Here is a 26,527-nt window from a genome sequence, read left to right as displayed (position 1 = left end):
CCTCGCCCTTTCAATCCACCAGGGGGCGACTGTTCAATCGGCTGCGCTGTGGTCGGTCGATAGGAGTAAATCGCGTGGCTGCGATGGGTCGGTATGCGCCAGTTCGTCGTTCTCGGCCACCACGCGCCGACCGACCCCGACTTCTCGTTGGACGACCTCGCGGGCGGCGCGGGGCGTCTGGACGTGCTCTGCCGGTGCGTCAACGCCGCGCTGTTCCTCTCGCACGACATCCGGACGGCCGTCCAGGTGCACCTCGTGCTCGCCGACGAGGTCACCGTCCGCATCGACGGCAGTGAGCTGCGGTACATGAATCCCGACGAGCGCAACATCGCCGGCCTGCTCAAGCAAGCGCTGGAAGCGAAAGACCGCGCCATCGGCCACCGCGAGGCCGAGTCGACGCCCGGCATCCACGTCTCCAAGCGCGGGTTCCGGACGGTGTTGGACGACCTCGACGGCACCGTCGTGGAACTCCACGAGGACGGCGACGCGCTCGCGGCCGTCGAACCGCCCGAGGACCCGATTTTCGTGCTCTCGGACCACGAGGACTTCACCGAAGAGGAAGCCGTCTTCCTCGCGGACCGCAGCGACCAGCGCGTCCGCGTCGGCCCCGAAATCCTGCACGCCGACCACACGATCACGGTCGCACACAACTACCTCGACACCGACGGCTTCACCGAGTACTGATGCGCGTCAGTGTCATCGGCGCGAGCGCGCCACCGGACGAAGCCGTCGAGAACGCCCGCGAAGTCGGTCGGCTGCTCGCGGAGCGCGGGCACACCGTCGTTTGCGGCGGGCTCGGTGGCGTGATGCGCGCGGCCTGCCGCGGCGCGAGGGAAGCCGGTGGCCACACAATCGGCATCCTCCCGGGTGAGGACCGCGATGCAGCCAACGAGTACGTCGAGACGGCCATCGCGACGAGCATGGGACACGCGCGGAACGCGCTTGTCGTTATGAACGGCGATGCGGTCATCGCGGTCGACGGCGCGGGCGGCACGCTCTCGGAAATCGGCTTCAGTTCAATCTACGACCGGCCGATTGCGGGGCTCGGTGCGCCCGACGCACCACACGTCGAGGACGTCGACACGCCAGCGGACGCCGTGGACTACGTGGAAGCGCGCGTCGACTGACGGCCGCAAGGCTGGCGGAGCGAGCGCGAAAGAAAGAATCGCAGAGCAGTGGGCGGAGCCGGGCTATTCGAGGTCGAAGCGGTCGAGCTTCATGACCTTGCTCCAGGCGTCCACGAAGTCCTCGACGAACTTCTCGTCGGCGTCGTCCGCGCCGTAGACGTCGGCGATGGCGCGGAGGCGGGCGTTCGACCCGAAGATGAGGTCGAAGCGAGTGGCCTCCCACTCGACGTCGCCGCTCTCGCGGTCGCGGACCTCGAAGAGTTCTTCGTCTTCGTCGACGGCCGCCCACTCGTAGTCCATGTCGAGCAGGTTCACGAAGAAGTCGTTCGTGAGCGTGCCCGGGTCGTCCGTGAAGACGCCGCGGTCGGCGTCGCCGTACGTCGCGCCGAGCGCGCGCATGCCGCCGACCAGCACCGTCAGCTCGGAGGCCGACAGGTCGAGCAGGTCGGCCTTGTCGATCATCCGGTCCTCGGGGCGGTCGTCGTACCCGCCGCCGAGGTAGTTCCGGAGGGCGTCGGCCTTCGGTTCGAGCACTTCGAAGGACTCGACGTCGGTCTGCTCCTGCGTGGCATCGGTGCGGCCCGGTTCGAACGGCACGTCCACGTCGTAGCCGGCGTCGGCGGCCGCCTGCTCGACGGCCGCGTTCCCGCCGAGCACGATGAGGTCGGCGAGCGAGACGCGGACGTCGTCCGAGCGCGAACTGTTGAAGTCTCCCTGGACGTCTTCGAGGGTCGCCAGGACGGTCTCCAGTTCGTCGGGCTCGTTGACCTCCCAGCTACGCTGGGGTTCCAGGCGGACGCGCGCACCGTTGGCACCGCCGCGCTTGTCGCTGTCGCGGTACGTCGACGCAGACGCCCACGCGGTCTTCACGAGCTGCTGGCGCGAGAGGTCGGAGTCCAGCAGTGCCTCCTTGAGCTCGGCGACCGCCTCGTCGCCGACGAAGTCGTAGTCCGCGTCCGGGAGCGGGTCCTGCCAGACGAACGTCTCCTCGGGGACTTCCGGGCCGACGAGGCGCTCCGGCGGCCCCATGTCGCGGTGGATGAGCTTGTACCACGCCTTCGCGAACGCCGCCTGGAACTCGTCGGGGTTCTCCTGGAAGTGCTCCAGAATCTCCCGGTAGTCGTCGTCGTGCTTGAGGGCGACGTCCGTCGTCAGCATCATCGGCTCCTCGGTGTCCTCGGGGTCGTGTGGGGCCGGCGCGTCCTCCACGTCGTCGCCGACCGGCCGCCACTGCCACGCGCCGCCGGGACCTTTGACCGAGGTCCAGTCGTGGTTCAGCAGGTTGTCGATGTAGCCCATGTCCCACTGGGTCGGCGCGGAGTTCCAGGGACCCTCGATGCCGCTGGTAATCGCGTCGGGGCCCTTGCCCTCGCCGAGGTCGTTGTCCCAGCCGAGACCCTGCAGGTCGATCGGCGCGTCCTCGGGCTCGACATCGACGTGCTCCTCGGGGTCGTCGGCCCCGTGGACCTTCCCGAACGTGTGGCCGCCGGCGATGAGCGCGACCGTCTCCTCGTCGTCCATCGCCATCCGGCTGAACTCCTCGCGGATGTTTGCCGCGGAACCCTCGACGTCCGGTTCGCCGTACGGCCCCTCGGGGTTCACGTAGATGAGCCCCATCACGGTGTTCGCGAGCGGGTCTTTGAGGTTGCCGACCTCGCCGTCCTCGAAGCGCTCGGGGGACGTGGTCTCCCACTCGGTTTCGGGCCCCCAATCGACGGCGTGGTTGGGCTTGAATTCGTCGTCGCGGCCGCCCGCGAAACCGAACGTCTCGAAGCCCATCGTCTCCAGGGCGACGTTCCCGGCGAGGATGATGAGGTCGCCCCACGAGAGCTTGCGGCCGTGCTTCTCCTTGACCGGCTGGAGCAGACGGCGGGCCTTGTCGAGGTTCACGTTGTCCGGGAAGCTGCTCTCCGGCGGGAGGCGCTGGAGGCCGCCGGCCGCGCCAGCGCGCCCGTCGATGGTCCGGTACGTGCCGGCGCTGTGCCACGCCATCCGGATGAACAGCGGGCCGTAGGTGCCGTAGTCGGCGGGCCACCAGTCCTGGGACGTCGTCATGACGTCCTGGATGTCCGCCTTCAACTCCTCGTAGTCGATGTCCTCGAACGCGTCCGCGTAGTCGAAGTCCTCCTCAAGGGGACCGACGTTGCGGCGGTTGTCGTCGAGCACGTCGACGTCCAGCAGGTTCGGCCACCAGTCGTCGACGCCTTTCGGTTCCCAGTGTTCCCCGCTTCCCCCGTCGGGTCGCAGGTCGTCCGTGCCGCGATCGGGTTTGTCGTTGCTCATCGAAGTACTACCTACGCACGACCAGACGTGCCTCCCGGTTAACGATGACGTTGGCAATTACCAACTGTGAAGCGTGTTAGCACGCCGTATTCGCCGCCGAGAGTGTCATTCCCGCCCCCTCGATTCCTGCAATTCGGAAGCGTTAAACCGACAACGAGACAACGTAGAAACGCGGGCCGGTGGGGTAGCTTGGTATCCTTCGGCCTTCGGGTGGCCGTAACCGCGATTCGAATTCGCGCCGGCCCACTTCACATATACCCCTTTTCCCGCATTTCTCGACACTTAGCGACCGCTCTACGGGATGGTCTACGTGAGCCTCCGCGCTCGGACCTACTCGCGGAGCCGCCGGTTCTTCACGCTCACTCAATCAGATATATTCGTATACGTAAAAGACGGAAAGAGCTTAACGGTTAGCTTGATCCGACGGAGACCTCTTCCTGAGCAACGACTGTCCGTGAACCGCCACTACCGACGGCTGTCACGGTCACAGTTACATCATAAGGTGGGGAATCCCCATCAGTGGTTAGTGTGGCTGTATTGCCGACTTGTTGGATTTCGGCATAACCGGTTATACTGGATTCATCAAACGCAACATTACTATCGTCCGACACGGAGACATTCAGGTGGTCCGCGTTCCCTTCGCTAATCCAAGTTGCGGTAACCGACCCGTCATCAGTTTCGCTAATATCCGCTCCAGCCTGAACGTTCTGACTCACTTGGTCCCCGAACCCGAGCACGAAACTCGCGATGACCGCGGCGAGGATGACCGTAATCGCGACCATCAGGATGACGCCGATAACCGGTGATACGCCGCGTTCGTCGTCGTCCGGCATCTCGAACATAGTGATTTTCTTCATGGTGTTTGCTGCACGCGACCGGAACGGCTGCGACGGTGACCCGTCGCGCGTGGAACTTCCCCCTCCGTGCCGAATCCGTGCTTAGCGCTTCTAACGGCTCACCGTACTTAACTTCCCTCTCCAAATGGCGCTGGGCTTACTAGTTCCGAGAGCCGTGTTAACGACTGCTTAACGGTGGTTTACCGACAGTTCTGCGGGGTCGAATCGAATCCGTGTGGGTCACTCGGACCTGCTGGGCGTTCCGGGACCCGCCACGTAAAACGGCTCGACAAATCATGTATGAACGGTTCGGGGACCGACGTAGTAAGGCGACCAGATGGCCTGCACGAACTGCGGCGACGGGGGAGACGTCGAGGGGTACACAGTCCGGTTCACGCAGGGCGGCACCGAGCCGACGGAGGTGGAGCTCGTGCTCTGTGCGACGTGCGCCGAGGAGTTCAGCGCGGAGTCCGGTATCGAACTGCGATAGGCCGCGGCACGGATTCCACAGGTTCATATCCCGGGCGCGCCGTTTCTCAGTCGATTACTGTGAGCGGGGAGCGCGCCGCAGCGAACGCATCGAACGGCGAACAGCAGCCGCGCATCGTGGTGGTCTGCGGGCTGCCGGGCGCGGGGAAGACGACCGTCGCCGAACACGCCGCCGACCTGCTCGACGCGGAGCTATTGCGGACCGACGTCGTCCGGAACGACCTGTTCCCGGACCCCGAGTACACGGACGCCGAAATGCGCGCGGTCTACGACGAACTGTTCGAGCGCGCGGCCACAGTCGTCCGCAGTGGCGACAGCGTCGTGCTCGACGGAACCTTCCAGCACCGCGACCTCCGGGACAGCGTCCAAAACACCGCGAACGACCTCGGCGTGCCGGCGACGCTCGTGAAAGTCGAGTGCGAGGAGGCCGTCGTCCGGGAGCGCATCCGCCAGCGCTCGGGCGACGCCAGCGACGCGGACTTCGCCATCCACCAGCAGTACCGCGAGTCCTTCGACAGCATCGAGCGCGAGCACGCCGTCGTGGACAACTCCGAGGGGCTGGCGTCGACCCGCGAGCAGGTCGACGTGCTGTTCTGAACGCGGCCGGGCGAGCGGTCGCGGCAGCCTTTTTTCGACGCGGCGCGAACCCGCGTTCGTGACCGAGGAGGATTCGCCGGCCGACCCGCTGGCGTGGGAGACGACCAGCCGCAGCGTGGCCTACGAGTGCCCGGGGTTCGAGATCGCCCACGAGGAGGTCCGGCTGCCGGACGGCACGGAGACGGACTTCGACTACCTCGTCGACGACCCCGCGGTCGTCCTGCTGGCGTTCACGCCCGACGGCGACGTCGTGCTCATCGAGGAGTGGCGACAAGCCGTCGGACGCGTGAACCGTGGGCTGCCAGCTGGCGGCGTCGAGAGCGAGGACGCCGACCTCGCGGCAGCCGCCCACCGCGAACTCACAGAGGAGACCGGCTACGAGGCGGAGTCCGTCGAAAAGTTCGGGGAGTTCGAGCCGACCAACGGCGTCGCGGACGCCGTCCACCACTACTTCCTCGCGGAGGGCTGCCGGCCGACCGGCGAGCAGGACCTCGACTTCAACGAGTCAATCCGCGTGACGACGACTCCCTACGACGACCTACTCGAGTCCGTCCGGAGCGGCGAGATTCGGGACGGGCGCACCGCGCTCGGCGTGCTGAACTACGAAGTCGGGTAGGCCGCCGTCTTTATCGCGGGCGGCCGCAACGCTCCGGTATGGGCGTCATCATCTACGAGGACCCCGAGGGCGGGGTCACGGACTGGCAGACCAGCGACTCGAATCTCGGCTTCAACGACGACACCGGCCACTGGCTCGTGACCAGCGAGGACGGCCGGACCGTCCGCCGCATCCCCCGTGAGCGCGTGTTCTACGTCGAGACCAGCGAGTAGCACAAAGAAACCCTTACGCGCCGCCGCTGGCTACCCACGAGTAATGAGAGAGGTCTTCGAGGTGACCGCGCAGGACGGCGCGGCCCGCATCGGCGAGTTGGAGGTCCCGCGAGCGGGCGTGACCGTGGAGACGCCGACGCTGATGCCGGTCGTCAATCCGAACCTGATAACCGTGGAGCCGTCGCGGTTCCCGGAATTCGGCGCGGAGATGCTCATCACAAACTCCTACATCATCAACAACGACCCGGACCTCCACGAGCGCGCGCTCGACGAAGGCCTCCACGAGATGCTGGGCTTCGACGGCGCAATCATGACCGATTCGGGGAGCTTCCAGCTCGCCGAGTACGGCGAAATCGACACGACCACCGAGGAGATTCTCCAGTTCCAGCACGATATTGGCAGTGACGTCGGGACGCCGGTGGACATCCCGACCCCGCCGGACGCCAGCCGCGAGCAGGCCGAAGAAGAACTCGCGACCACCCAGGAGCGCCTCGAACTCGCCGAGACCGTCGACGTCGGCGACATGCTCGTGAACGCGCCCGTCCAGGGCGCGACGCACACGGACCTCCGCGAGGAGGCCGCGCGGCACGCCTACAACACGGACCTCGACCTGTTCCCGGTCGGCGCGGTCGTACCGATGATGAACCAGTACCGCTACGACGACGTCGCCGAAACCGTCTTGGCGGCGAGGCGCGGGCTCGGTCGGGACGCGCCCGTCCACCTGTTCGGCGCGGGTCATCCGATGATGTTCGCGCTCGCCGCCGCACTCGGCTGTGACCTCCTGGACTCGGCGGCGTACGCCATCTACGCCCGCGACGACCGCTACCTCACCGTCCACGGCACCGAGCACCTCGACAGCCTCCACTACTTCCCCTGCGAGTGCCCGGTCTGCACCGAGCACGCGCCCGACGAGGTCGAGCGCATGGGCGACGCCGCCCGCGAGGAACTGCTCGCGGAGCACAACCTCCACGTCTCCTTCGGCGAACTCCGGCGCGTCAAACAGGCCATCAAGTCCGGGAACCTGATGGAACTCGTGGAAGCCCGTGCACACGCCCACCCCCGCACCCTCGACGGGTTCCGCGCGCTCCTCGACCACAGCGAGCAACTGGAAGCCACCGACCCCGCGAGCAAGGACGCGTTCTTCTACACGTCCGCGGACAGCGCGCGCCGCCCCGAGGTCGTGCGCCACCACCGCCGCCTCGAACGCCTCTCCGCGGAGGGCGACGTGCTCCTCACGGAGGGCTCGGGGAACGACCGCTTCGACGAGTGGTGGAACGTCACGCCGCCGTTCGGCCCGTTCCCGCGCTCGCTGTCCACGACGTACCCGCTGACCGCGGAGACGCCCGACCGCATGGACCGCGCGGGCTACGAGGCCGCCGCCGACGGCGTCGCCGCACTCGTGGCCGCGAACCCCGAGACGGAGTTCACGCTCGCGCACCGCGGCTGGCCGGACTCCGCGCTCGACCGCGTGCCCGGTGACGTCGAGACCGTGGACATCGACGCGGACGGCGAGTAGGTCGAAAGGCAAGGCAATTGGGCGCGCGGCCCCGAACTGCGTGTATGACCGAGTACTTCGAAGTGCACGCGCGCGACGCCGCGGCGCGCGTGGGCGAGCTCCGGCTCGCCGAGTCGGTGACGACGCCGACGCTCGCGGACGACGTCGTCGAGGACGCGGGCAGCGAGTGGGTCCAGCGACAGGACACGCCAGAGGGCGACGAGTCCGTGTTGACCGTGCTGCCGTACCGCGGCTTCCCGTCCGGAACGGCCGAGGAAGTCCAGGAGTCGTTCGCGCCGGACTACCCCGACGTCGAGTTCCCGAGCGCGGCCGTCGTCTCTCCGCAGACCGCCGACGATTACGGCGCGGACGCGTACGTGCTGTCGGGCGCTCCCGGAACCGTCGGGCACGGCGCGGCGTTCCGGGAGGCTGTCGTCGACACGCGCGAGGCGATTCCCGACGACACCGCGCTCTACCTCTCCGGGGTGGCGACGCCGCGGAACGTCGCCGTGCTCGTGTACGCGGGCGTCGACCTCGTGGACGCCGACCGCGCCGTCGTTCGCGGGACGCAGGGACGCTACCTCACTACCGAGGGTGCCTACGACCTCGAAGACCTCGACGAACTGCCGTGCTCGTGCCCGGCGTGCCAGCAGCCCGTCGCGGCGTTCGACCGCGAGGACTGCGTCGACCACAACGTCAACGCGCTGCAGGCGGAACTGGGCCGCGTGCGCCGCCGGATTCGGGACGGCCGCCTACGCGACTACGTCGAGGGGCAGGCCCGCCACGAGGCGTGGGTCACCGCGGCGTTCCGCGAATTCGACCAGCAGTACGCCTACCTGGAGGAGCACACGCCCGTCATGCGGGACTCGCTGCTGTTGTCGGCGACCGAGGACACGCTCCGGCGCGTCGAGATTCAGCGCTTCGCCGAGCGCGTGACCACGCGCTACCAGAAGCGCCTCGACGGCCACCCGCTCCTGCTGGTGCCGTGTTCGGCGAAGAAGCCGTACAGCGAGAGTCAGAGCCACCGGCAGTTCCAGGACGCCGCCAACTACCGCGCACATATGGTCTCGATGACGTCGCCAATCGGCGTCGTCCCGCAGGAGTTGGAGCTGACGTACCCCGCTCAGCACTACGACAGCGTGGTGACGGGGCGGTGGAGCGAGGAGGAGAAGGACTTCGTCGCGAGCGTGCTGAAGCAGTACATCGACCGCACGGACTACCCGCGCGTCATCGCGCACGTCCCCGAGGAGGGCTACCGCGACATCTGCGAGCGCGTCGCGGGCCAGGTCGACGTGCCCTTCGAGTTCACGGTCGAGGACCACCCGACGACCGACGAGAGCCTCGGCGAGCTGAACGCGGCGCTCGCGGGCGAGCCCAAGATTTGGGTGGAGGAGCGCGAGAAGGCGACGCTGCGCGCGGTCGCCGACTACTTCATCGCGGACGGCGCGGGCGACGAGTTGTTCGACGACCTCACGGTGCAGGGCCGGTATCCGAAACTGCAGGCGCTGGACGGCGACGGCGAGCAGTTGGCGGCGCTGGTCCCCCAGTACGGGACGCTGTCGTTCACGCTCGCCGGCGCGCGCAAGTGGGTGGCCAGCGACGCGCCGACCAAGCGCGTGGAAATCGACGCGTTCGTTCCCGAGGGCAGCGTGCTCGCGCCGGGCGTCGTCGACGCCGACGACGACATCCGGGTCGGGGACGAGGTCGTCGTCGAGGGGCCGAAGGCGTTCGCAATCGGGCGCGCGGCGATGCCCGGACCGGCGATGGCCGACGCGACGCGCGGGATGGCCGTCGACGTGCGCCACAGCGAGCAAACGTAGCGAGCGCGGGCGAAAGAGCTACGACCGTGGTGTGTGAACAATTACCTATGCGGGTGAGCGAGGTGATGTCCACGGACGTGCTCGCGGCGCCGGCCGACGACAGCGTCCGCGAGGCCGTCGGACGGATGCTCGACGAGGGGACAGGTAGCGTCGTTGTCGAGAAGGACGGCAACCCGGCGGGGATTCTCACGAAGGTGGACGTGATGGAGGCTGGCCACGAGTACGACCGGCCGCTCAGCGAGATTCCGGTCTACGCCGCCGCGAGCCGCCCGCTGATAACTGTCGAGCCGTCGGCGACCGTGCGCGCGGCGGCCGCGCGGATGTTCGACTACGGCATCCACCACCTCCCGGCCGCGGACGGGCTCGACCTCGTTGGCATCGTCACGGCGACGGACCTCCTCGAAGCGCAGGCCGACCTGCTCGCGGCGGCCCGCGAGGCCGACGAGCGCCGCGACGAGTGGGCGGACTAGTCGTCGGCGGGCGGCGCGTCCACGGGCCTATCGGGATTCGCCGCGCTGGCTTCGTCGGGCATCCCGAACTGGTGGTCGCCGGTGACTTCGACGCTGCCGCGGCGGACCGTCGCGTCGCCGGCGAGGTGGACGCGGACGGCTTCGACGAGCGCGTCGGCTTCGAGGGGCTGCCCGCGGTCTTTCACGTTCTGAACGGTCGCCGTCGGCGGCACGTCGAACGCGCGTTGGGTGAGAATCGGGCCCTGGTCGAGGTCCGTGGTGACGTAGTGGGCGGTGACGCCCGCGACGCGGACGCCTTCTTCGACGGCCTGCCGGTAGGCCTGTGCGCCGGGGAATGCGGGCAGCAGGCTCGGGTGAATGTTGATGATGCGGCCGGCGTACCGGAAGACGACGTCCGGGCTGAGGATGCGCATGTACCGCGCGAGCACGACGAGGTCGACGTCGTACTCGTCGAGCAGGTCGAGCAGGCGCTCCTCGTCCGGGGTACCGGTGCCGTCGCCGACGTCGTAGAACGGGACGTCGTGCTCGCGCGCGACGGATTCGAGGTCGGGGTGGTTCCCGATGACCACGCGAACTTCGGCGTCGAAGTCGGCGTCCAACAGCGCGCGCAGGCAGTGGTCTTCCTTGGTGACGAGGACGGCGACGCCCTCGTCGCGTTCGTCGGGGAAGCGCACGCGGACGTCGACGCCGAGTTGGTCGCCGATGTCGGCGAGGCGCTCGCGGAACGCCGCGCGCGTCGTCGCGTCGCCCGCGAGGTCGGCGGGCTCGGCTTCGTCCTCGGCCTCCCAGCGGTCGTCGGCGTCGTCGATGGGGCTGGTGTCGGCCAGCAGCGTCATGCGGAAGACGCCGTCGCGGACGGTCTGCTCGATGTCCTCGACGTTGACCCCGTGTTCGAACAGCAGTCCAGTGACTTCGGCGACGATTCCCGTGCGGTCGGCTCCGACGACCGTGATTTCGGTCAGGTCGTTCGTCGTCGCTGCCGTCTCTGGACTGCCGTTCGGCTTCGGCATACACGCCCCCAGGGCGTCGTCGGACATAAGCGGCGTCCTTCGCGCAGGAATCGGCGCAGCCGACAGTAGGCACGTTCGTGTATCTTCGAACACTTCCAAAAGAGTCTTTGACCACGAACGCACACATCAGCGCGATGACCGCGTACACCGCGACGGTGACGGTCCGACTCAAGCACGGGGTCCTCGACCCGGAAGCCGAGACCACCCAGAAAGCCCTCGAACGCCTCGGCTTCGAGCTCGGGGACCTGCGGTCGGCGGACCGCTTCGAAATCGACCTCGACGCTGCCGACAGCGACGAAGCGGCCGCCCGCGCAGGCGAAATGGCCGACCGTCTGCTCGCGAACCCAACCATCCACGACTACGACGTAACCGTCGAAGCAGCAGAATGACAGTTTCCGTTATCCGCTTCGGCGGCTCGAACTGCGACCGGGACGCCGTCCGCGCGCTCGCGCACGTCGACGTCGACGCCGAAATCGTCTGGCACGAGGACGACCTCCCCGCCGACACCACGGGCGTCGTCCTCCCCGGCGGCTTCTCGTACGGTGACTACCTCCGCGCCGGCGCGATGGCCGCGCACTCCCCGATTATGGACGACGTGCGCGACCTCGCCGACGACGGCGTGCCCGTCCTCGGCGTCTGCAACGGCGCGCAAATCGGCTGCGAGTCGAAGCTCACGCCGGGCGCGTTCACGACGAACGCGAGCGCGCGCTTCCAGTGCGAGCACGTCAACGTCCGCGTGGAGAACGCCGACACGCCGTTCACGGCCGCCTACGACGAAGGCGACGTCCTCACGCTCCCCATCGCGCACGGCGAGGGGCGCTTCGAAATCGACGACGAGCGCTACGACGACCTCGTCAGCGAGGACCGCGTGCTGTTCCGCTACTGCGACGCGGACGGCGAGGTATCCGACACTGCGAATCCGAACGGCTCCACGGGCGCGGTCGCGGGCGTGCTCGGTGAGCACGAGTCCGTCGCCGTCCTGATGCCTCACCCCGAGCGCGCGACGCTCCCCGAACTCGGACTCACGGACGGACAGGGCGTCCTCGACGCGTTCGCGTAACACGAGTCGGCGCGCGGCGAACGTATTTCTCCCCAGAGACCCACTCGGTGCGTATGAACGGTGTGGGCACTGCCGAACGAATCTACACTGCGCCGGACGCCGGCGTCGAGATGGTCGAGCGCAGCGACGTCGAAGCCGTCGCCGGACGCGGCCTCCGCGGCGACCGCTACTTCAGCGACATCGAGACGGGGACGTTCGTCACGTGGGACGCCGACGAGGACCGAAAGGACGGCTACGACCTGACGCTCATCGAGTCGGAAGCCGTGGAGGCAATCGAGCGCGAGGCGGGCATCGAACTCGCGCCCGGCGAGCACCGCCGGAACGTCGTCACGCAGGACGTCGCGCTGAACCACCTCGTCGGCACGCGGTTCCGGGTCGGTAGCGTCGTCTGCCGAGGCCACCGGCTGTGCGAACCCTGCGAGTACCTGCAGGACCTCCTCGGAGAAGACGTCCTCGACGCGCTCGCGCACCGCGGCGGCCTCCGGGCCGACGTGCTCGAAACGGGCGTGATTCGCCCCGGCGACACGGTCGAACCGCTCGACTGAACTGTAACCGAGGTCCGCGCTACTCGGCGAGCGGGAGGTTGTAGCTCGTCTCGCGCTCGACGACCGCGTCCCACGTCGCCTCGCACTCACAGGACACTTCCGAGAACACGGAGGGGTCCTGCCGGAGGTCGAAGTCCTTGATTGCTTCCTGCACGAGGTCGTCGCACTCCCCGCAGTTGTGCGGGCCGCGGTCGCTGCCGTGGCCGACCGGGTCGGAGACGACGATGGCGTCGGCGTCCGCGGTGGATTCCAGCACCTCCGCGACCGACCAGAGCCACGGTGGCCGGTAGCCCCCACGGAAGTGTAGTTGGTCGACCATCGTGTACCGCTGGACGTTCGTCGGGTTCATCGACACCGTGTGGCAGCCCTCGACTTCCGAGCACTCCCGCACGGACTTCTTCATGTCCTCGACGGCCTCGGACTCGGAGAGGAACGGCGGCTTCATCAGCAGGTACGCCTTCACGCCGGCGTCCGCCTGCCGGGCCTCCGCGCAGGCCGCCTCGAAGTCGCTGAAGTCGAAGTACTTGTTCACGCAGTCGTGGCGCACGCGGTCCGTCGCGGTCTCCAGGCCGACGGCGACGTCCGTCTCCAGGCCGACTGCGGTGAAGTCCTCGATTTTCGCCTTGTCGACGAAGTCCGGGAGGCTCTCCACGACGATGCGCTCGCGGTCCGCGAACGTCTCGGCGATGGCCTGCCGCGTCTCGGCGGGCACCTCGCGCTCGTCGAGGAACGACCCGCTCGTGTAGATTTTTATCAGGCCGCTCTCCTCGTCGGCTTCGTCCTGCTCGTGTTCGAGGCAGGCGTCGACTTGCGCCATCAGGTCGTCGTGGGCGACCGTCCCGCCCTCCACGGACTCGGCGACGTACCCGCACATCGTACAACCGCCGGCGCGTGCCCACCGGCACCCGCCGGTGTTGAGGATGATGGTGAGGCTCTGGTAGACGCCGTCCGGCGTGTTGTCCTCGTCTAGCCAGACGCGCGTCGGCTCGTCGGGCGCGTAGTCTTTCGCGCCCTTCTCGTCGCGCAGCTCCCGCATCACCTTGTTGTGGGCGTCCATCCCACGCCCCTGCTCGTAGACCTCCGCGCTCGGCTCGCTCATGGCTAGTTGGTGTCGTCGCGGGCGTAAAGCGGCTTCGTCTGGTCGTTCGTCCGCACGTCGAGAACGGACGGTTTTGCCGTCGAATCGCGGGGTTCCGAGAATCAGAGACCGAGACGACGACACCACGACACCAGCCGAGCAACTGATGCCGCGCGCTGCTCCTCGCCGTCTTCGTCTTCGTCGGGCGTCGAGACGCCGATTTGCGAGCTCCGGCCGACTGTCGCGTCGATGACTGTCGCGTGCTTCAACATGTCTGTGGCTCGCGGCTCCGCGTTGATGTACTTCGTGGTCGCGGCGGGTGTCGACCGCAGTCAGTTCGTCCGGACCCACCAGCCGAACGCGCCGGCCGTCGCGCCTAGGAGATTCGCGACGGCGTCGAGGAGGCTCGCGGTCCGGCCGACGAGCGGCTGGACGACCTCGATGCCGACGCCGAGCAGCGCCGTAGCGAGTACGATAGAAACGAGTGTCCGCCCCGTCTCGGCTCGCTGCGCGCCCGCCAGCGAGAGCGCAATCATCGCGTAGCCGGCGGCGTGGAGGAATTTGTCCACACCCGCGGGCAGCCCGCCGGCTGTCGCGCCGGGCGCGAGCGACCCCGCGAGCACGGCGGCTATCGAGACCACCGCGAGGACGCGCCAGCGTCGCGGCGTCACTCCTCGAACGCGGCGAGCGCGTCGGCCAGCGGCGGCGCGTCGAACCACTCGTGGCCCGTATAGCGGTTCGCGCCCGCGGCGTACATGTCCGCGGTCGCCTGCACGAGGTCCGCGGGGAGCGGGTCCGGGGACGCCTCGCAGAGTTCGCGCCAATCCGCGACGCCGCGCTCGTCTGCTTCTGCTTTGGCCGTGCTGACGGCGTCGACCCAGACGGGGTCGGTGCGCTTGTAGTACTGCCGGACGACCTCCTTCGATACTTCTCGGCCCTCGTACGCGAAGCGGTTCTCGTCGAACGTCCCCGCGACGTCCGCGACCTGCACCTCGCCGTCCACGTAGAGGCACTCGATTTTCCCGTCCTCGTGCGTGAAGCCGACCTTCTCGGCGCGCTCGGTGACGACCTCGTTCACGCGGCGCGCCAGCCCCTCCAGCTCCTCGATGCTCGCGCGGCCCGCGATGGCGTCGGCCTCCTCGCGCGAGAGGTAGCGGTCCTGCTCCTCGTACTTCGTGGAGAACTCCACGACGGGTTCGGGGAGGTCGACTGGCCCCTCGGGCCACTCCGCGTAGTCGAGGTCGAACTCTCCGGGGTCGCGGCGCTTGCGGAGGCTCGACCCGACGGGCACGCTGTTCCGGAAGACGACTTCCAGCGGCACGAGGTAGTTGCCGTCCGCGGCGGCGTGGTACGCGCCGTAGTCGTAGCCGCCGTGGATGGCTTCCCCGTTGGTCCCGTCGGCGTCGTGGCCCTCGAAGGGGAGGTCCGGAACCTGCGTGAGCGCGATTTCCATCTCCGTCGGCGGTTCGTCGGCGTCCGCCAGCGCGACGGTCTCGCCGTCGCTGTCCGCTCGCGGGTCGCTGCGCTCCCCGCTCGCACGTTCCGCGGAACGTGGTTCCGCGCGGACCCCCCGGTAGTGTGTAGGGACGCCCTCGGTTTCGAGGAGTTCGAAGTTGAACGCGCCCATCGTGCAGAGGCTCGCGCCCTTCCCCGGAATCAGGTCGGGCATCTCCCCCCAGTCGAACACCGAGTAGCGGTCGCTGAACTCGAAGACGCCCCGGCCCAGCGCGTCCCGCGTCGCCCCGGCTTCCACGCGGAGGGTTTTGACGCTCGTCATGGCTGTATGCGCGACGGCAACCACCATGAATCTTTCACTCCCGTGCCCACAACCCCAGCACTTCGAGTGGAGATGTTCACGTTCGCGCATCACTTCGAAGGGGTGGCCGCTGTGGCAGGCTTTTTGGCGGTGGCCGCGGTGGATTCGAACATGTCCGACGCCGCCAGCGAGTTCGACTTCGACGTGGTCCCCGAGACCGACCAGTCGTTCGAGAACGCGCTGGCGAACGCCCGCGACGGCCGCCGGCTCTCCGTCGCGGACGGCATCGAACTCATCACCACCGGCACAGACACCGAAGGCATCGACCCGCGGCGGAAGGAACTCGTCCTCGAAGCCGCCGACCGCCGCCGCGCCGAGGTCGTCGGCGACGAGGTGACGTTCGTCGCGAACGTCAACAACAACGTCACCACGGCCTGCAACACGGGCTGTCTGTTCTGCAACTTCAAGGACACCGCGCACAACTTCGAGGTCGACGAACCCGACGACCACGCCGGCTTCACGAAGACGCCCCAGGAGTCCCACGACGTCGTGAAAGACGCCGTCGAGCGCGGCGTCTACGAGGTCACCTCCGTCTCGGGGCTCCACCCCGCGTTCGGCCTGAACGACGACCACCGCGCCGCCCTCGACCCCGACGACCCCGAGCACAACTACAAGCCGCCCGAGCGCTACACCACCGACCCGCACACGTACGTCGAGCAAATCGCGGCGATGAGCGACGCCGGCGCGCACGTCCACTCGATGACTCCCGAGGAAGCCCACCACGCCCAGCGCGGCGTCGACTGGAGCTACCGCCACGTCTACCGCGAACTCGCCGACGCCGGCCTCGACACCGTTCCCGGGACGGCCGCCGAAATCCTCGTCGACGAAGTGCGGGACGTCATCTGCCCCGGGAAAATCGACACCGGCGAGTGGGTCGCCGCGATGGAGGCCGCCGCCGACGTCGGCCTCCCGATGACCTCGACGATGATGTACGGCCACGTCGAAAACGTTGCCCACCGCGTCCGCCACCTCGACGTGATTCGGGACCTCCAGGACCGCACCGGTAACATCACGGAGTTCGTCCCGCTATCCTTCATCCATCAGGAGACGCCGCTGTACGACCGTGGCGTCGTCGAAACCGGGGCGAGCGACGCCGAGGACGAACTCCTCGTCGCCGTCGCGCGCCTCTACCTGGACAATATCGAGCACATCCAGTCGTCGTGGGTGAAGTTCGGGAACGCGAAGGGCCTGAAACTCCTGAACTGCGGCGCCGACGACTTCATGGGCACCATCCTCAGCGAGGAGATTACGAAGCGCGCGGGCGGCCAACACGGCGAGTTCCGCTCGGTCGCCGACTACGCCGACATGATTTCGGCCATCGGCCGCACGCCCGTCGAGCGCTCCACGGACTACACCGAGCGCCGCGTCCTCGACCCCGACGCCGACACGCTCGGCCCACAGCTCGGCCCGCAGGCCGACGGCACGCCGCTCGTTCCCGACCGCGACACCGACGGCTCGCGCGGCACCGCGAGCGCCGACGACTGATGGGAGGGAGCCAGCCGTGATGGCCACGACCCACGCCGCGATGGGCGTCCTGCTCGCGACGCCGCTGTTCTGGGTCGCGCCCGAGTTCGCCGTGCCCGCCGCGCTCGCCGCGATGGCCGGCGGCGTCTTCCCGGACCTCGACCTGGGCGTGCTCGAACACCGGAAGACGCTGCACTATCCCGAGCACTACTGGCCGCTGGCCGCCGCGGCGTTCGGCATCGCCGTCGGTTCGCCGTCGGCGCTCACGGTCGCTGCCGCGTTCTTCGTGCTGTCGGCGGCCGTCCACTCCGTCACCGACGCGCTCGGCGGCGGGCTCGGCGCGCGCCCGTGGGTGAACGACGACCAGCGCGGGGTCTACTCCCACACCCGCAGTCAGTGGATTCGCCCGCGGCGCTGGATTCGCTACGACGGCGCGCCCGAGGACCTGCTCGCCGCCGTCGTGCTCTCGATTCCGGGGCTCGCGCTGTACGACGGACTCGTGCGACGGCTCACAGTCGGAATGCTCGCGGTGTCGGTCGGCTACGCGCTCGCCCGCAAGCGCCTCCCCGACCTGCTGGACTAGTCGACGCTCCCGGTCTCCTCGGGCTTCGTCGTGAGCACCTGCGCCGTTCGCGAGCCCGTGCGGTAGACGGTGACGCCGACGCAGCCGAGGTCGATGGCGCGCCGGTACGCGGCCGCGACGTCCCCGCGGGTGGCGTCGTGGGCGACGTTGATGGTCTTCGAGACCGCGCCGTCCACGTGCGCCTGGAACGCCGCCTGCACCCGCACGTGGGCGTCCATCGGGAGTTCGCGCGCGGTCGGGAACAATTCCAAAATCTCGTCGGGGACCGACAGCGACTGCGCGCCCTCGAACTCGCCCGCCTTGAGGAGGCGCTTGGCTTCCGCCTCGACGGCGTCGACGTCCACGCCGTTGGCCTCCAGCACGCGCAGGAAGTAGTCGTCGAACTCCACGAGCGGCTCGGCTCCCTGCACGTCCCGGCCGACGTTCTTGAAGTAGACGACCTCGTAGATGGGCTCACAACCCCCCGAGGTGTTGGCTATCATCGAGGTCGTGCCGGTCGGCGCGACGCTCGTCACGCCGTGGTTCCGAATCGGGTAGCCGTCCGCCCACGCTCCGGGGTCCTCGGCCGTGTGCCGGCGGAACCACTCCGGATACGCCGTCGGCTCGGCGTACTTCGACTCGTCCCACTTCGGGAACTTCCCGCGCTCGGCGGCGAGTTCGCGGCTCGTCTCCGTCGCGACGTGGTCGATGTGCGCCATCACCCGGTCGGCGATTTCGACGCCCGCGTCGCTGCCGTAGCGCACGCCAAACTGGACGAGTAGCTCCGCGAACCCCATCACGCCCAAGCCAACCTTCCGCATCTCCGAGACCGTCTGCTCGATTTCGGGCAGCGGGAAGTCGCTGGCCGTCACCACGTCGTCCAGAAAGCGCGTCCCCCAGCGCGTCACGCGGTCCAGGCGTTCGGTGTCGAGCGCTTCGTCGAGGAACGCGTCCACGCGCGCTTCGAGGTCGCCGTCGTGCTCGAACTCACCCCATAGCGGCGCGTCCTCGGCTGCCATCAGCGAGAGGTTCACGTGCCCGAGGTTGCACGCCTCGAAGTCTTCGAGGGGCTGCTCGCCGCAGGGGTTCGTCGCCTCGATGCGATGCTCGGGGTGCTCGTCGACGTCGAAGGAGTGCTCGCGGTTCGCGCGGTCGACCGCGAACACGCCCGGTTCGCCGTTCCGCCACGCGCCGTCGACGAGTAGCCGCCAGACGAATTTAGCTGGGAGTGTCATCGGCTCGCCAACTTCCACGAGGTCGCCCCGGAACTCGTCGACGCCCGCGACGCTGTCCCCGTAGTCCCGCCAGAAGTTCTGTGGGACTACCCGCGGGTCGGCGTCCGCGTGGCTCGCGTTGTAGAACTGCGCGGTCGCCTCTGTCACCTCGTGGACTCCGCCCGTCCGCGGGTTCGTGAGCTCGTACGCCTCGCCCGCGTCCAGGGCGTCGAGGAAGTCGTCGGTGATCGCCACGGAGACGTTGAAGTTCTCCAGCTCGCCCTCCTCGCGTTTCGCCACGCAGAATCGCCCGACGTCCGGGTGGTCAACGCGCAACACGCCCATCTGCGCGCCACGTCGTTTCCCGCCCGACTTCACCGTCTCGCACATCTGGTCGTAGACGCGCATGAACGACACCGGCCCGGACGCCACGCCGCCGGTCTCCGCGACGACGTCGCCGCGCGGCCGCAGCTCCGAGAACGCGTACCCGACGCCGCCACCCGACTGGAACACGCGGGCCGCCCGCCGCACCGTCTCGAAGATGTCGTCCAAGTCGTCCTCCGGCGACATCACGAAGCACGCCGACAACTGGCCGAGCGGCCCGCCCGCGTTCATCAGCGTCGGCGAGTTCGGCACGAACTCCAGGCCCGTCAGCAGCTCGTAGAACCGGTCGCTCCACAACGCCGCGTCGTCTTCCGGGCTGGCGACGGCGTCGGCGACGCGCTCGAACAGCTCCGCGGGCGTTTCCACGACCTCGCCGGTCTCGTCGCGGAGCAGGTACCGCGCCGGCAGAATGTGTTCGACGGCGTTGTCCGTGAGCCGTTCCTCGACCGTGTCGGCGCGCACGCGCTTCCGGGGGAGCGTGACGTCCTCGGGCATGGGACTAGCCGCGTTACCCGAATTTCGACGCCCGCGCGGTTAGTGTTGGGGGCCGTGCGCGTCCAGCGGTTCGCCCGACAGCACCGCCTGATACCGCTCGCCGGACTCGATGGCGCGCCCGATGCGCTCGCTCACCCACTCGTTCTCGCGCCCGTCCTCGGGGAGGAAGCGCTCGTAGACCGGGAGGCGCTCGCGCAGCGGGACGCCGCCGTGGTCGGCGATGTCCTCCAGTTCGCGCAGCGCGGGCCACGCGTAGTCGGGATTGATGTGGTCTTTCGTCACCGGGGAGACGCCACCCAAGTCCTCGACGCCGCAGTCCAGCAGCGCGCGGGCGTCCGCGAGATTCGGCGGCACCTGTACTGCCACGTCCTCGGGCAGCACCGCGCGCGCCATCGCCACCGTGCGCCGCATCGTCTCGCGGCTCGGCGGGTCCTCGGTCCAGCGCTCGTTCGGGCTGACCGGCTGGACGATGACCTCCTGCACGTGGCCGTAGCGCTCGTGGAGCGCCCGAATCGCGAGCAGGCTGTCCGCGCGGTCGCCCCAGTCCTCGCCGACGCCGACGAGGATGCCCGTCGTGAACGGCACGCCGAGGTCGCCCGCCACTTCGATGGTGTGCAGGCGCTGGCCGGGGTTCTTCGCGCGCGGCCCGCCGTGGGCCTGCACGTCCGCCGTCGTCTCCAGCATCACGCCCATCGACGCGTTCACGTCCGCGACGTGGGCCATCTGCTCGCGCGTCTGGTCGCCGGGGTTCGCGTGCGGCAGCAGTCCCTCTTCCAGGGCGATTTCGCAGGCGCGCCGGAGGTAGTCGTGGATGGAGTCGAACCCCCACTCGGCGAGCTGGTCGTGGACTTCGGTGTAGCGGTCGTCGGGGTCGTCCCCGAACGTGAACAACGCCTCCGTGCAGCCCGCCGCCGAGCCAGTCCGACACGTCTCCCGGACGGCCTCGGGACTCATCAGTTCGGCTTCGCCGGGCGGGTCGTAGTACGTGCAGTACGTGCACGTGTACCGGCACGCGGTCGTCAGCGGCACGAAGACGTTGCGCGCGAACGTCAACTCCTCGGCGGTCTCGACGTCCTCGGGACGGACCGCGAGCGCGGCCTCCCGGTCGGCGTCTCGAATCTCGACGTCGACGCCGTACGCGTCCGCCCCCGGAATCGAACTCACGGCCGCATCTCCTCCTCGACGTCCGGCTCCGGGCCCCGGCCGGCGTACGCGTCGAGGTTCCGCGCGACGAACGTCGCGTACCCCGAAAGCGACGCCCCCGACACCACGACGAGTTCCGCGAGACTGCTCGCGCTCGCGGAGAGGAGGAGCTGGCTGCCCGCGTAGCCGACGACGCCGCCGACCGCCGCCGCCAGCAGCGCGTCCGCGGCGAGACGGGTGGCGGGCCGCTCGCGGAGCGCGGCCGTCCGGCCGTGGCTCCCCAGCGGCGTGTACGCGTCCGCGAGCGCGAGCACCGGCGGCAGCACCGCGCCGACGGCCGTCGGCGACGCCGCCCACGACGGCACGCCGAGTTCGGCCAGCGTCGCCAGCACGGCCTGGAACAGCGCCGCCGCCAGCACTGCCAGCCCGAGCAGCGCCGCGGCCGCCCGCGCGAGTTGCAACGGCTGCATACCCGTGCGGTCGGCTGGCCGTCGTTTAGGCGTTTGGTTCCTCAGCCCGCGTCAGTCCCGGACAACCTCGGGTGTACCGTCCGCGACGGCGACCCGGAAGCCCGCGTTGCGGAGCCAGTCGGCGGCTGCGCGGCTCGTGGCCTCCCCCTGGTCGGCCGCGCTGTCACCGTGTACGAGCACGTCGAGCAGGTCGGCGGGCTCGTCGACGTCGACGGCGAGCCGGAACGAGTCCACCGTTTCGACGGACGCTCCCACCGCGTCGGCGGCGGCGAGGTGGTCGAGAAACGAGGTGCCGTGGTAGTCCACGCCGAAATCGGGGTGGCGGACGACGAGCGCGTTCGTCCCGCCACCGCGACCCGGCGCGACGACCACGTCGGCGTCGGCGTCGTACATCCGCGAGAGGGCGTCCGGCGTAGCGAGCGCGAGGTCCGCCATCACAACCGCAGCCGGGAGTTCGTCGGCGAGTGCGTCGTTCACCGCGACCGAGAGCGACCGGTCGTCGACCGCTACTGGCGCGTCCACGTCGGTGTCGAGTGGCGCAGTCGCCAGCACGGTCGGCGCGCCACCCGCTCGGCGGATGCTGGTGAGAACGTCGGTTAGCATCGCCGTGGCGAACGCTCGGCGCTCGTCGTCGGAGAGAAGGGAAGAGAGGCGCGTGTTCGGGTTCGTCGGGTCGAACGGGACGAGGGTTCGCATCCCTCAGCCGAGTTTGTCGTAGCTGTCGCGCTGCTGGAGGTACCAGTAGACGCCCCCAGCCAGCAACAGCAGGACGACCAGCGCCGCGGCGACCATGATGATGAGGTCGGTGCGCTCGGCCGACGACGCCGCGCTGTTCGCGGCGGACTCGGCTTGCTCGGCGTTGCTAATCGCCTGCTCGAAGTTGCCACCGTTGTAGAACTCGATGGCGTCCTGGAGGTCGCTCTTCGCGCCGCCGACACTCGCGCCGGCGCTCTCGGCCTTCTCGATGGCGGCCTCGGCGTCACTGATGGCGGTGCGTGCCTCCTGGCTCGCGGTCGTGTACGGCCGCGTGCTGTACGTTTCCAGCGTGTTGCTGGCACCGCCGGATTGGGCCTGCACGAACTCCGCGTACGTAATCGTCTGCGCGGGGTCGTAGCTCCACGACCACGCGTTCGACGACGGCACCGTGCCGACGATGGTGACTTCGGCGCGTACCGCGCCGCTGGACGCCGCGAAGTCGTAGCTCACCGACTGCCCCGTGAGCGTCGCCTCGTCGATCTGGTTGCCCGCGTTGTCGAACGTGACGATCTGCCACGTGACGTCGGTCAGGTCCGTCTCCGCCTGGAGCGTCCACTCCTCGTAGCTCTCGAAGGGGTCGGCGACGGTGAACGTCGTCTCCTGTTGTGCGCCAGCCTGCACGCTACCCGGCGCGTCGCCGCTAATCGAGACGGCAGCTGCCGGGACCGCGGCGACCGCGAGGAGGACGACGAGAGCGACCGCTAGCTTAGAACAGCGGTTCAAGTTCATCGTCGTCGTCTTCGACCAATTCCTCCAAGTTCTCTTCGCTTTCCTCGCGGATGTCGTCGATGTTGTCCTGCGCCTCGATGGCGACTTCCTGTAGCTCCTTGATGCGCGGGACGTTGTTCACGCCCGACAGCAGGACGACTGACGCGACCTGCTGGGAGTTCGGCACGGGGTAGTCGCCGCCGCGGACCTCCATCGAGCCGGTCTGCTCTTCGAGCCACTTGCGGCCGCGCTCGATGCCCTTCCGGTTGAGGTACTTCGGCGGGCCGGCGGTGACCAGCAGCGCGCGCTCGGTGCCCTCGATTTCACACGGGAGGGTGAGTCGGCCGAGCGCCGCCTTCCGGACGAGGCTCGTGATGCGGTTCGTCGTCGAGGCGGAGTCCTCGACGGCGTTGTCGTCGCTGCCGGTGAACCGCGACAGCAGGCCGCTGCCGGAGGTGTTGTTGTCGACGCCTTCGGAGGCGTAGCCGACCGTGGAGACGCCGCCGCCGGCGAGCGTGTTGATGATTTCGCTGGAGTCGACGACGCTCTCGGCGACGTCGCCGCCCTGCTCGACTTCGCCGGCACCGAAGAGGATGCCGAAGCGGGTGACGATTTCCTCGTTGATTTCGTCGTAGCCGCCCTGCATCGACTCGCCGGACTTGCGCCACGCGTCGTTGTCGAACACGAGGAGGTTGTCCACCTCGCGCACGAACGTCTGGAACGACCGCGCGGCGTTCAGCGTGTAGATGCCGCCCTCGTCGCTGCCGGGCAGCACGCCGAGTCCGTAGACGGGTTCGGTGTAGATGCGCTTGAGGTGTTTGGCGATGACCGGGGAGCCGCCGGAGCCCGTTCCGCCGCCAAGCCCGGAGATGACGAGGAACGCGTCGACCTCGTGGACCGGGATAGAGTCGATTGCACCCTGCACCTCGTCGATGTCCTCTTCGGCGATTTCCGCGCCGAGTTCGTTGTCGGCGCCGACGCCGTGTCCCTTCACGCGGGACTGTCCGATGAGGACGCGATTCTCCTGTGGAACGTGCTCCAAGCCCATGAGGTCGGCTTTAGCGGTGTTGACGGCGACCGCGGCACGCACGATGTTGGAGTCGTGCCGCTTGTCGTACTCGAGGAACTTGTCGAGTATTTTACCGCCCGCCTGGCCGAACCCGATCATTGCCAGTTTCATACGGAACCCTTTGCACAATTAGAGTAGAAACGAGGGTATAAGGCTTTTGCAGACACGTGTCCGACGGTTCAGCGGCGAAACTGGTTTTCGCCGGACGGGGCGCAGTCTGGGACTCTCCGTTGGGGACGCTCCCGGCCGGACCCCTCGGGATGTTTAAGCTTGACGACTACTCTCTACGAGCTGACGTGTTCCCCGTCTCCACCGAGGAACTCATCCAACGTCGTCAACTCGGATTCGTCCACGCCGAACGCCTCAGCGTCGTTGTCGTCGACCGTGTTGTCGAACTTCAGCGACCGGTACTGGTCGGTGCCGAACGGCACGAACGGCAGCGGGTCCGCCAGCCGCATCCCGATACCCGCCAGCGGCATCGGCACCGGGAGAATCCGGACGGACTTCCCCTCCGAGCGGTAGACCAGCCGCGTCACGTCCCCGAGCGTCAACTCCTCGGGGCCGCCGAGTTCGTACGTCTCCCCCCAGTGAGACTCGTCCTCGATTGCGGCCGCGAGCATCCCCACGAGGTCGCCGACCCAGATGGGCTGGAACCGCGTCCGGCCACCGCCCGGCAGCCCCGTGACGTACGGCGTCGTCAACTGCTTCGTGAACGAGACGAACTCCCCGCCCTCGCCGAACACGACCGATGGCCGCACGATGGTGTACGCGAGGTCGGAACTCCGCACGACTTCCTCGGCGCGGCCCTTCGAGCGGATGTACGCCGTCGAGCCGTCCGGGTCCGCGCCCAGCGCGGACAACTGGAGCAGGTAGTCGACGCCCGCTTCCTCGGCGGCCTCGACGACGTTCTCCGTGCCACCGAGGTGGACCTCGAAGTGGCGGTCGTCGCCCCCGCTGGGCTTGAACAGCGGCGACAGCGCCACCAGGTTCACGACCGCGTCGTGGCCCTCGACGGCCGACCGGATGGAGTCGTAGGCGGTCACGTCGCCGACCACCGTCTCCACGGAGTCGGGCAGGGCCGCCTCCTCCGGGTGCCGCGAGAGCGCGGTCACCTCGTGGCCCCGCTCGTCGAGTTCCCGGCACAGATGCGTCCCGATGAATCCCGTTCCGCCAGTGACCAGCACGTCCATATCACCGAAGACGGCCGGCAACTCCCTAAAACTATGCCCGCATCAGGGGGTAATATATCGGCGGGAACGGCCGGGTCTGGGAGTTCAGTTCGTGTTATGCTCTCGTGGGGACCATTCGATAGCCGGTAGCGGGTGGGACTGAAAGGGGGCGGGGGATTTCTGGTCGTTTTCCGCGTCAGAAGGTCATCTTCAGTGAACCGTGCTCGAACTGGAACCCGAAGCCGTTAGTACGTCCGTCGTCGTCGTTCGGGCATGCTCGTCACGCTGGAGGGCATCGACGGCAGCGGCAAGACCACGGTCTGGGAGGCCCTGCGGGACGCCCGCTGCGACGGCTACACGTTCACCCACGAACCCACGGACTCGTGGTACGGCGAGGCCGTCCGGCGCTCCGAAGCCGAGGTCAACGCCGACCCCCTCGCGGAGTTGTTTCTCTTCACTGCCGACCACGCCGACCACCTCTCGCGGGTCGTCGAGCCCGCACTCGCCCGCGGCGACGTCGTGATTTCGGACCGGTACTCGGACTCCCGGTTCGCCTACCAGGGCGTCGCGCTCGACGGCGTCGTCGACCGCCCGATGGAGTACGTCCGCGGCATCCACCAGCCGTGGACGCGCCCGCCGGACGTCACGCTGTTCTTCGACGTCGACCCCGAGACCGGCGCCGCTCGCGCGGGCGCCACGAACAAGTTCGAGCAGGTGGAGTTCCTCAGTCGCGTCCGCGAGAACTACGAGCAGCTCGCCGAGTACGAGCCCGAGCGGTTCGTCCGCATCGACGCCACCCAGTCCCCGGAGGCAGTCCTGGCGGACGCCGAGGACGTCCTCGACCGCGTACTCGCCGCCGAGTAGCGATGCCCAACAACGACCGCGGAGACGGTGGCGACCACATCGACCGTGCCGACGACGGCGACCGTGACAGCGACGACGGCGGCCTTTCCCTGAAACTGCCACCGATTCGCCTACCGTCGCTGTTCCCCGAGAACTTCCGCATCCTGTGGCCCGCACCCGGAGAGGGGCCGCGGCGTCGCGTCTCGAAACGTGCTGTCCTCGCAGCGGTCCTCCTCTTCGATATTGTGGACGCCGTGCTCGCGCTCACAGTCGACAGCAGCGCTGTCGTCGGTGTCCGGGTCGTCGGCGGCGCGCTCGTCGCTGCGACGACGTTCGGCACGCTGGGCGTGGGCTACGTCTGGGAGGCCGTCGCGGCGCTGGCGGGGTTCGGCGAACTCACCGTCGCTCCGACGCTGACCGCGCTCTTCGTCGTCCACCTACTCCGGTGAGTCCTCGAATTCCTCGGGAGCGGGAATCCAGAACAGGTCGATAGACCACCCGAGGAAGAACGGGAACGCCCACGTCACGACGATGAGCCGGCCGGGATCCTCGAACGCGCCCGCGCCGAGCCCGAGCACGCCGAGCGCGAGCGTCGTGACGACGTAGACGAGCGGAATCAGGACGGCGGTGTACAGCACCGACCCCCAGCGCGTCGCGAGGGTGATGCGGAAGTAGCGCGCGCCGACGGCGGCAATCGCGGTGTGCACGAGCACGATGATGCCGACGCCGGCGGCGGTGACGACCGAGACCATACCCCTGTCTTGGTGCCCGGGCCGTTTTTCGCTATCGGTAAGTG

General features: G+C 68.5%; 31 protein-coding genes and 1 tRNA gene. 17 read left to right on the top strand and 15 right to left on the bottom strand.

Annotated elements, in window-relative coordinates; translation table 11 throughout:
* The first annotated feature begins 93 nt into the window (after positions 1-93).
* Both trmY and LT974_RS13215 read left to right on the top strand, forming a co-directional pair.
* Positions 94-684, top strand: a complete 591-nt coding sequence (gene trmY / locus LT974_RS13220; RefSeq protein WP_232588103.1) for a tRNA (pseudouridine(54)-N(1))-methyltransferase TrmY — start codon at positions 94-96, stop codon at positions 682-684.
* Positions 684-1,127 (top strand): TIGR00725 family protein, encoded by a 444-nt coding sequence (locus LT974_RS13215; protein ID WP_232588102.1) that lies wholly within the window; start codon positions 684-686, stop codon positions 1,125-1,127. Before trmY ends, LT974_RS13215 begins: the two co-directional genes overlap by 1 nt.
* A 63-nt stretch (positions 1,128-1,190) precedes the next feature.
* Here LT974_RS13215 and katG read toward each other — a convergent pair whose 3' ends face one another.
* Positions 1,191-3,410, bottom strand: coding sequence for a catalase/peroxidase HPI (gene katG / locus LT974_RS13210; protein WP_232588101.1), 2,220 nt, complete (start codon positions 3,408-3,410; stop codon positions 1,191-1,193).
* 173 nt (positions 3,411-3,583) lie between these two features.
* On the opposite strand from katG, the gene LT974_RS13205 reads away from it, so the two are divergent.
* Positions 3,584-3,656, top strand: a tRNA-Pro gene (locus LT974_RS13205).
* Positions 3,657-3,820: 164 nt separating this feature from the next.
* On the opposite strand, the gene LT974_RS13200 is transcribed toward LT974_RS13205, so the two are convergent.
* Positions 3,821-4,267, bottom strand: coding sequence for a type IV pilin (locus LT974_RS13200; RefSeq protein ID WP_232588100.1), 447 nt, complete (start codon positions 4,265-4,267; stop codon positions 3,821-3,823).
* Positions 4,268-4,583: 316 nt separating this feature from the next.
* On the opposite strand from LT974_RS13200, the gene LT974_RS13195 reads away from it, so the two are divergent.
* The 7 genes from LT974_RS13195 to LT974_RS13165 are packed head-to-tail and all read left to right on the top strand — an operon-like array spanning position 4,584 to position 9,945.
* Entirely contained in the window at positions 4,584-4,736 is a 153-nt protein-coding gene (locus tag LT974_RS13195; RefSeq protein WP_232588099.1) for a hypothetical protein, read from the top strand.
* 59 nt (positions 4,737-4,795) lie between these two features.
* Positions 4,796-5,332 (top strand): AAA family ATPase, encoded by a 537-nt coding sequence (locus LT974_RS13190; RefSeq protein WP_232588098.1) that lies wholly within the window; start codon positions 4,796-4,798, stop codon positions 5,330-5,332.
* Between the two features lie 58 nt (positions 5,333-5,390).
* Positions 5,391-5,948, top strand: a complete 558-nt coding sequence (locus LT974_RS13185) for an NUDIX hydrolase (RefSeq protein ID WP_232588097.1) — start codon at positions 5,391-5,393, stop codon at positions 5,946-5,948.
* A gap of 38 nt (positions 5,949-5,986) precedes the next feature.
* A complete protein-coding gene (locus tag LT974_RS13180) occupies positions 5,987-6,160 on the top strand; it encodes a hypothetical protein (RefSeq protein ID WP_232588096.1) in 174 nt (57 codons plus the stop codon).
* Positions 6,161-6,203: 43 nt separating this feature from the next.
* Positions 6,204-7,676: a tRNA guanosine(15) transglycosylase TgtA gene (gene tgtA / locus LT974_RS13175; RefSeq protein WP_232588095.1), complete on the top strand. Its 1,473-nt coding sequence runs from the start codon at positions 6,204-6,206 to the stop codon at positions 7,674-7,676.
* A 44-nt stretch (positions 7,677-7,720) separates the two neighbouring features.
* On the top strand, positions 7,721-9,475 hold the full coding sequence (gene arcS / locus LT974_RS13170) for an archaeosine synthase subunit alpha (RefSeq protein WP_232588094.1): 1,755 nt from the start codon (positions 7,721-7,723) through the stop codon (positions 9,473-9,475).
* A 47-nt stretch (positions 9,476-9,522) separates the two neighbouring features.
* Positions 9,523-9,945, top strand: a complete 423-nt coding sequence (locus LT974_RS13165; protein ID WP_232588093.1) for a CBS domain-containing protein — start codon at positions 9,523-9,525, stop codon at positions 9,943-9,945.
* On the opposite strand, the gene LT974_RS13160 is transcribed toward LT974_RS13165, so the two are convergent.
* Positions 9,942-10,955: a formyltetrahydrofolate deformylase gene (locus LT974_RS13160; protein WP_232588092.1), complete on the bottom strand. Its 1,014-nt coding sequence runs from the start codon at positions 10,953-10,955 to the stop codon at positions 9,942-9,944. The two genes, LT974_RS13165 and LT974_RS13160, sit on opposite strands and share 4 nt — an antisense overlap.
* Before the next feature lie 134 nt (positions 10,956-11,089).
* On the opposite strand from LT974_RS13160, the gene purS reads away from it, so the two are divergent.
* The 3 genes from purS to LT974_RS13145 are packed head-to-tail and all read left to right on the top strand — an operon-like array spanning position 11,090 to position 12,560.
* On the top strand, positions 11,090-11,344 hold the full coding sequence (gene purS / locus LT974_RS13155) for a phosphoribosylformylglycinamidine synthase subunit PurS (protein WP_230891662.1): 255 nt from the start codon (positions 11,090-11,092) through the stop codon (positions 11,342-11,344).
* Complete coding sequence (gene purQ, locus LT974_RS13150) at positions 11,341-12,015, top strand: phosphoribosylformylglycinamidine synthase I (RefSeq protein WP_232588091.1); 675 nt, start codon at positions 11,341-11,343, stop codon at positions 12,013-12,015. The genes purS and purQ overlap by 4 nt, the downstream gene beginning before the upstream one ends.
* A gap of 53 nt (positions 12,016-12,068) precedes the next feature.
* Positions 12,069-12,560 (top strand): MOSC domain-containing protein, encoded by a 492-nt coding sequence (locus LT974_RS13145; RefSeq protein WP_232588090.1) that lies wholly within the window; start codon positions 12,069-12,071, stop codon positions 12,558-12,560.
* Positions 12,561-12,579: 19 nt separating this feature from the next.
* Here LT974_RS13145 and LT974_RS13140 read toward each other — a convergent pair whose 3' ends face one another.
* The 4 genes from LT974_RS13140 to LT974_RS13125 all read right to left on the bottom strand — a co-directional run bounded on the left by LT974_RS13140 (position 12,580) and on the right by LT974_RS13125 (position 15,415).
* A complete protein-coding gene (locus tag LT974_RS13140; RefSeq protein WP_232588089.1) occupies positions 12,580-13,659 on the bottom strand; it encodes an archaeosine biosynthesis radical SAM protein RaSEA in 1,080 nt (359 codons plus the stop codon).
* A 101-nt stretch (positions 13,660-13,760) separates the two neighbouring features.
* Positions 13,761-13,910 carry a hypothetical protein gene (locus LT974_RS13135; RefSeq protein WP_232588088.1) on the bottom strand — a complete coding sequence of 50 codons (150 nt, stop codon included), beginning with the start codon at positions 13,908-13,910 and terminating at the stop codon, positions 13,761-13,763.
* A gap of 60 nt (positions 13,911-13,970) precedes the next feature.
* Positions 13,971-14,309: a VanZ family protein gene (locus LT974_RS13130; RefSeq protein ID WP_232588087.1), complete on the bottom strand. Its 339-nt coding sequence runs from the start codon at positions 14,307-14,309 to the stop codon at positions 13,971-13,973.
* Positions 14,306-15,415 carry a phosphoribosylaminoimidazolesuccinocarboxamide synthase gene (locus LT974_RS13125; RefSeq protein ID WP_232588086.1) on the bottom strand — a complete coding sequence of 370 codons (1,110 nt, stop codon included), beginning with the start codon at positions 15,413-15,415 and terminating at the stop codon, positions 14,306-14,308. Before LT974_RS13125 ends, LT974_RS13130 begins: the two co-directional genes overlap by 4 nt.
* 150 nt (positions 15,416-15,565) lie before the next feature.
* On the opposite strand from LT974_RS13125, the gene cofH reads away from it, so the two are divergent.
* Both cofH and LT974_RS13115 read left to right on the top strand, forming a co-directional pair.
* On the top strand, positions 15,566-16,939 hold the full coding sequence (gene cofH / locus LT974_RS13120) for a 7,8-didemethyl-8-hydroxy-5-deazariboflavin synthase subunit CofH (RefSeq protein WP_232588085.1): 1,374 nt from the start codon (positions 15,566-15,568) through the stop codon (positions 16,937-16,939).
* 19 nt (positions 16,940-16,958) lie between these two features.
* On the top strand, positions 16,959-17,501 hold the full coding sequence (locus LT974_RS13115; RefSeq protein WP_232588084.1) for a metal-dependent hydrolase: 543 nt from the start codon (positions 16,959-16,961) through the stop codon (positions 17,499-17,501).
* Here the strand turns inward: LT974_RS13115 and LT974_RS13110 are convergent.
* The 7 genes from LT974_RS13110 to LT974_RS13080 all read right to left on the bottom strand — a co-directional run bounded on the left by LT974_RS13110 (position 17,498) and on the right by LT974_RS13080 (position 24,909).
* A complete protein-coding gene (locus LT974_RS13110; RefSeq protein WP_232588083.1) occupies positions 17,498-19,573 on the bottom strand; it encodes an adenosylcobalamin-dependent ribonucleoside-diphosphate reductase in 2,076 nt (691 codons plus the stop codon). The two genes, LT974_RS13115 and LT974_RS13110, sit on opposite strands and share 4 nt — an antisense overlap.
* A 39-nt stretch (positions 19,574-19,612) precedes the next feature.
* The gene (gene cofG / locus LT974_RS13105; protein ID WP_232588082.1) at positions 19,613-20,737 is read right to left on the bottom strand and encodes a 7,8-didemethyl-8-hydroxy-5-deazariboflavin synthase subunit CofG; all 1,125 of its coding nucleotides are present in this window, start codon (positions 20,735-20,737) and stop codon (positions 19,613-19,615) included.
* Positions 20,734-21,186 (bottom strand): hypothetical protein, encoded by a 453-nt coding sequence (locus LT974_RS13100; protein ID WP_232588081.1) that lies wholly within the window; start codon positions 21,184-21,186, stop codon positions 20,734-20,736. Before LT974_RS13100 ends, cofG begins: the two co-directional genes overlap by 4 nt.
* 51 nt (positions 21,187-21,237) lie before the next feature.
* Positions 21,238-21,882: a 2-phospho-L-lactate guanylyltransferase gene (gene cofC, locus LT974_RS13095; protein WP_232588080.1), complete on the bottom strand. Its 645-nt coding sequence runs from the start codon at positions 21,880-21,882 to the stop codon at positions 21,238-21,240.
* A gap of 3 nt (positions 21,883-21,885) precedes the next feature.
* Positions 21,886-22,671, bottom strand: a complete 786-nt coding sequence (locus tag LT974_RS13090; protein ID WP_232588079.1) for a hypothetical protein — start codon at positions 22,669-22,671, stop codon at positions 21,886-21,888.
* The gene (locus LT974_RS13085; protein WP_232588078.1) at positions 22,649-23,830 is read right to left on the bottom strand and encodes a tubulin/FtsZ family protein; all 1,182 of its coding nucleotides are present in this window, start codon (positions 23,828-23,830) and stop codon (positions 22,649-22,651) included. The genes LT974_RS13090 and LT974_RS13085 overlap by 23 nt, the downstream gene beginning before the upstream one ends.
* Positions 23,831-24,003: 173 nt before the next feature.
* The gene (locus tag LT974_RS13080) at positions 24,004-24,909 is read right to left on the bottom strand and encodes a complex I NDUFA9 subunit family protein (protein WP_232588077.1); all 906 of its coding nucleotides are present in this window, start codon (positions 24,907-24,909) and stop codon (positions 24,004-24,006) included.
* 252 nt (positions 24,910-25,161) lie between these two features.
* Between LT974_RS13080 and tmk the strand changes: the two genes are divergently transcribed.
* Together tmk and LT974_RS13070 are read left to right on the top strand one after the other, a co-directional pair.
* Entirely contained in the window at positions 25,162-25,752 is a 591-nt protein-coding gene (gene tmk, locus LT974_RS13075) for a dTMP kinase (RefSeq protein ID WP_232588076.1), read from the top strand.
* Positions 25,753-25,754: 2 nt separating this feature from the next.
* On the top strand, positions 25,755-26,180 hold the full coding sequence (locus LT974_RS13070) for a hypothetical protein (protein WP_232588075.1): 426 nt from the start codon (positions 25,755-25,757) through the stop codon (positions 26,178-26,180).
* Here the strand turns inward: LT974_RS13070 and LT974_RS13065 are convergent.
* Entirely contained in the window at positions 26,169-26,483 is a 315-nt protein-coding gene (locus tag LT974_RS13065) for a hypothetical protein (RefSeq protein WP_232588074.1), read from the bottom strand. The two genes, LT974_RS13070 and LT974_RS13065, sit on opposite strands and share 12 nt — an antisense overlap.
* Positions 26,484-26,527: the final 44 nt, after the last annotated feature.

The sequence above is a fragment of the Halobacterium noricense genome, assembly GCF_021233435.1.
Classification (GTDB): Archaea; Halobacteriota; Halobacteria; order Halobacteriales; family Halobacteriaceae; genus Halobacterium; species Halobacterium noricense.
Note: the sequence above shows the minus strand (reverse complement) of the source record. Positions and strands in the feature narration are given on the sequence as shown.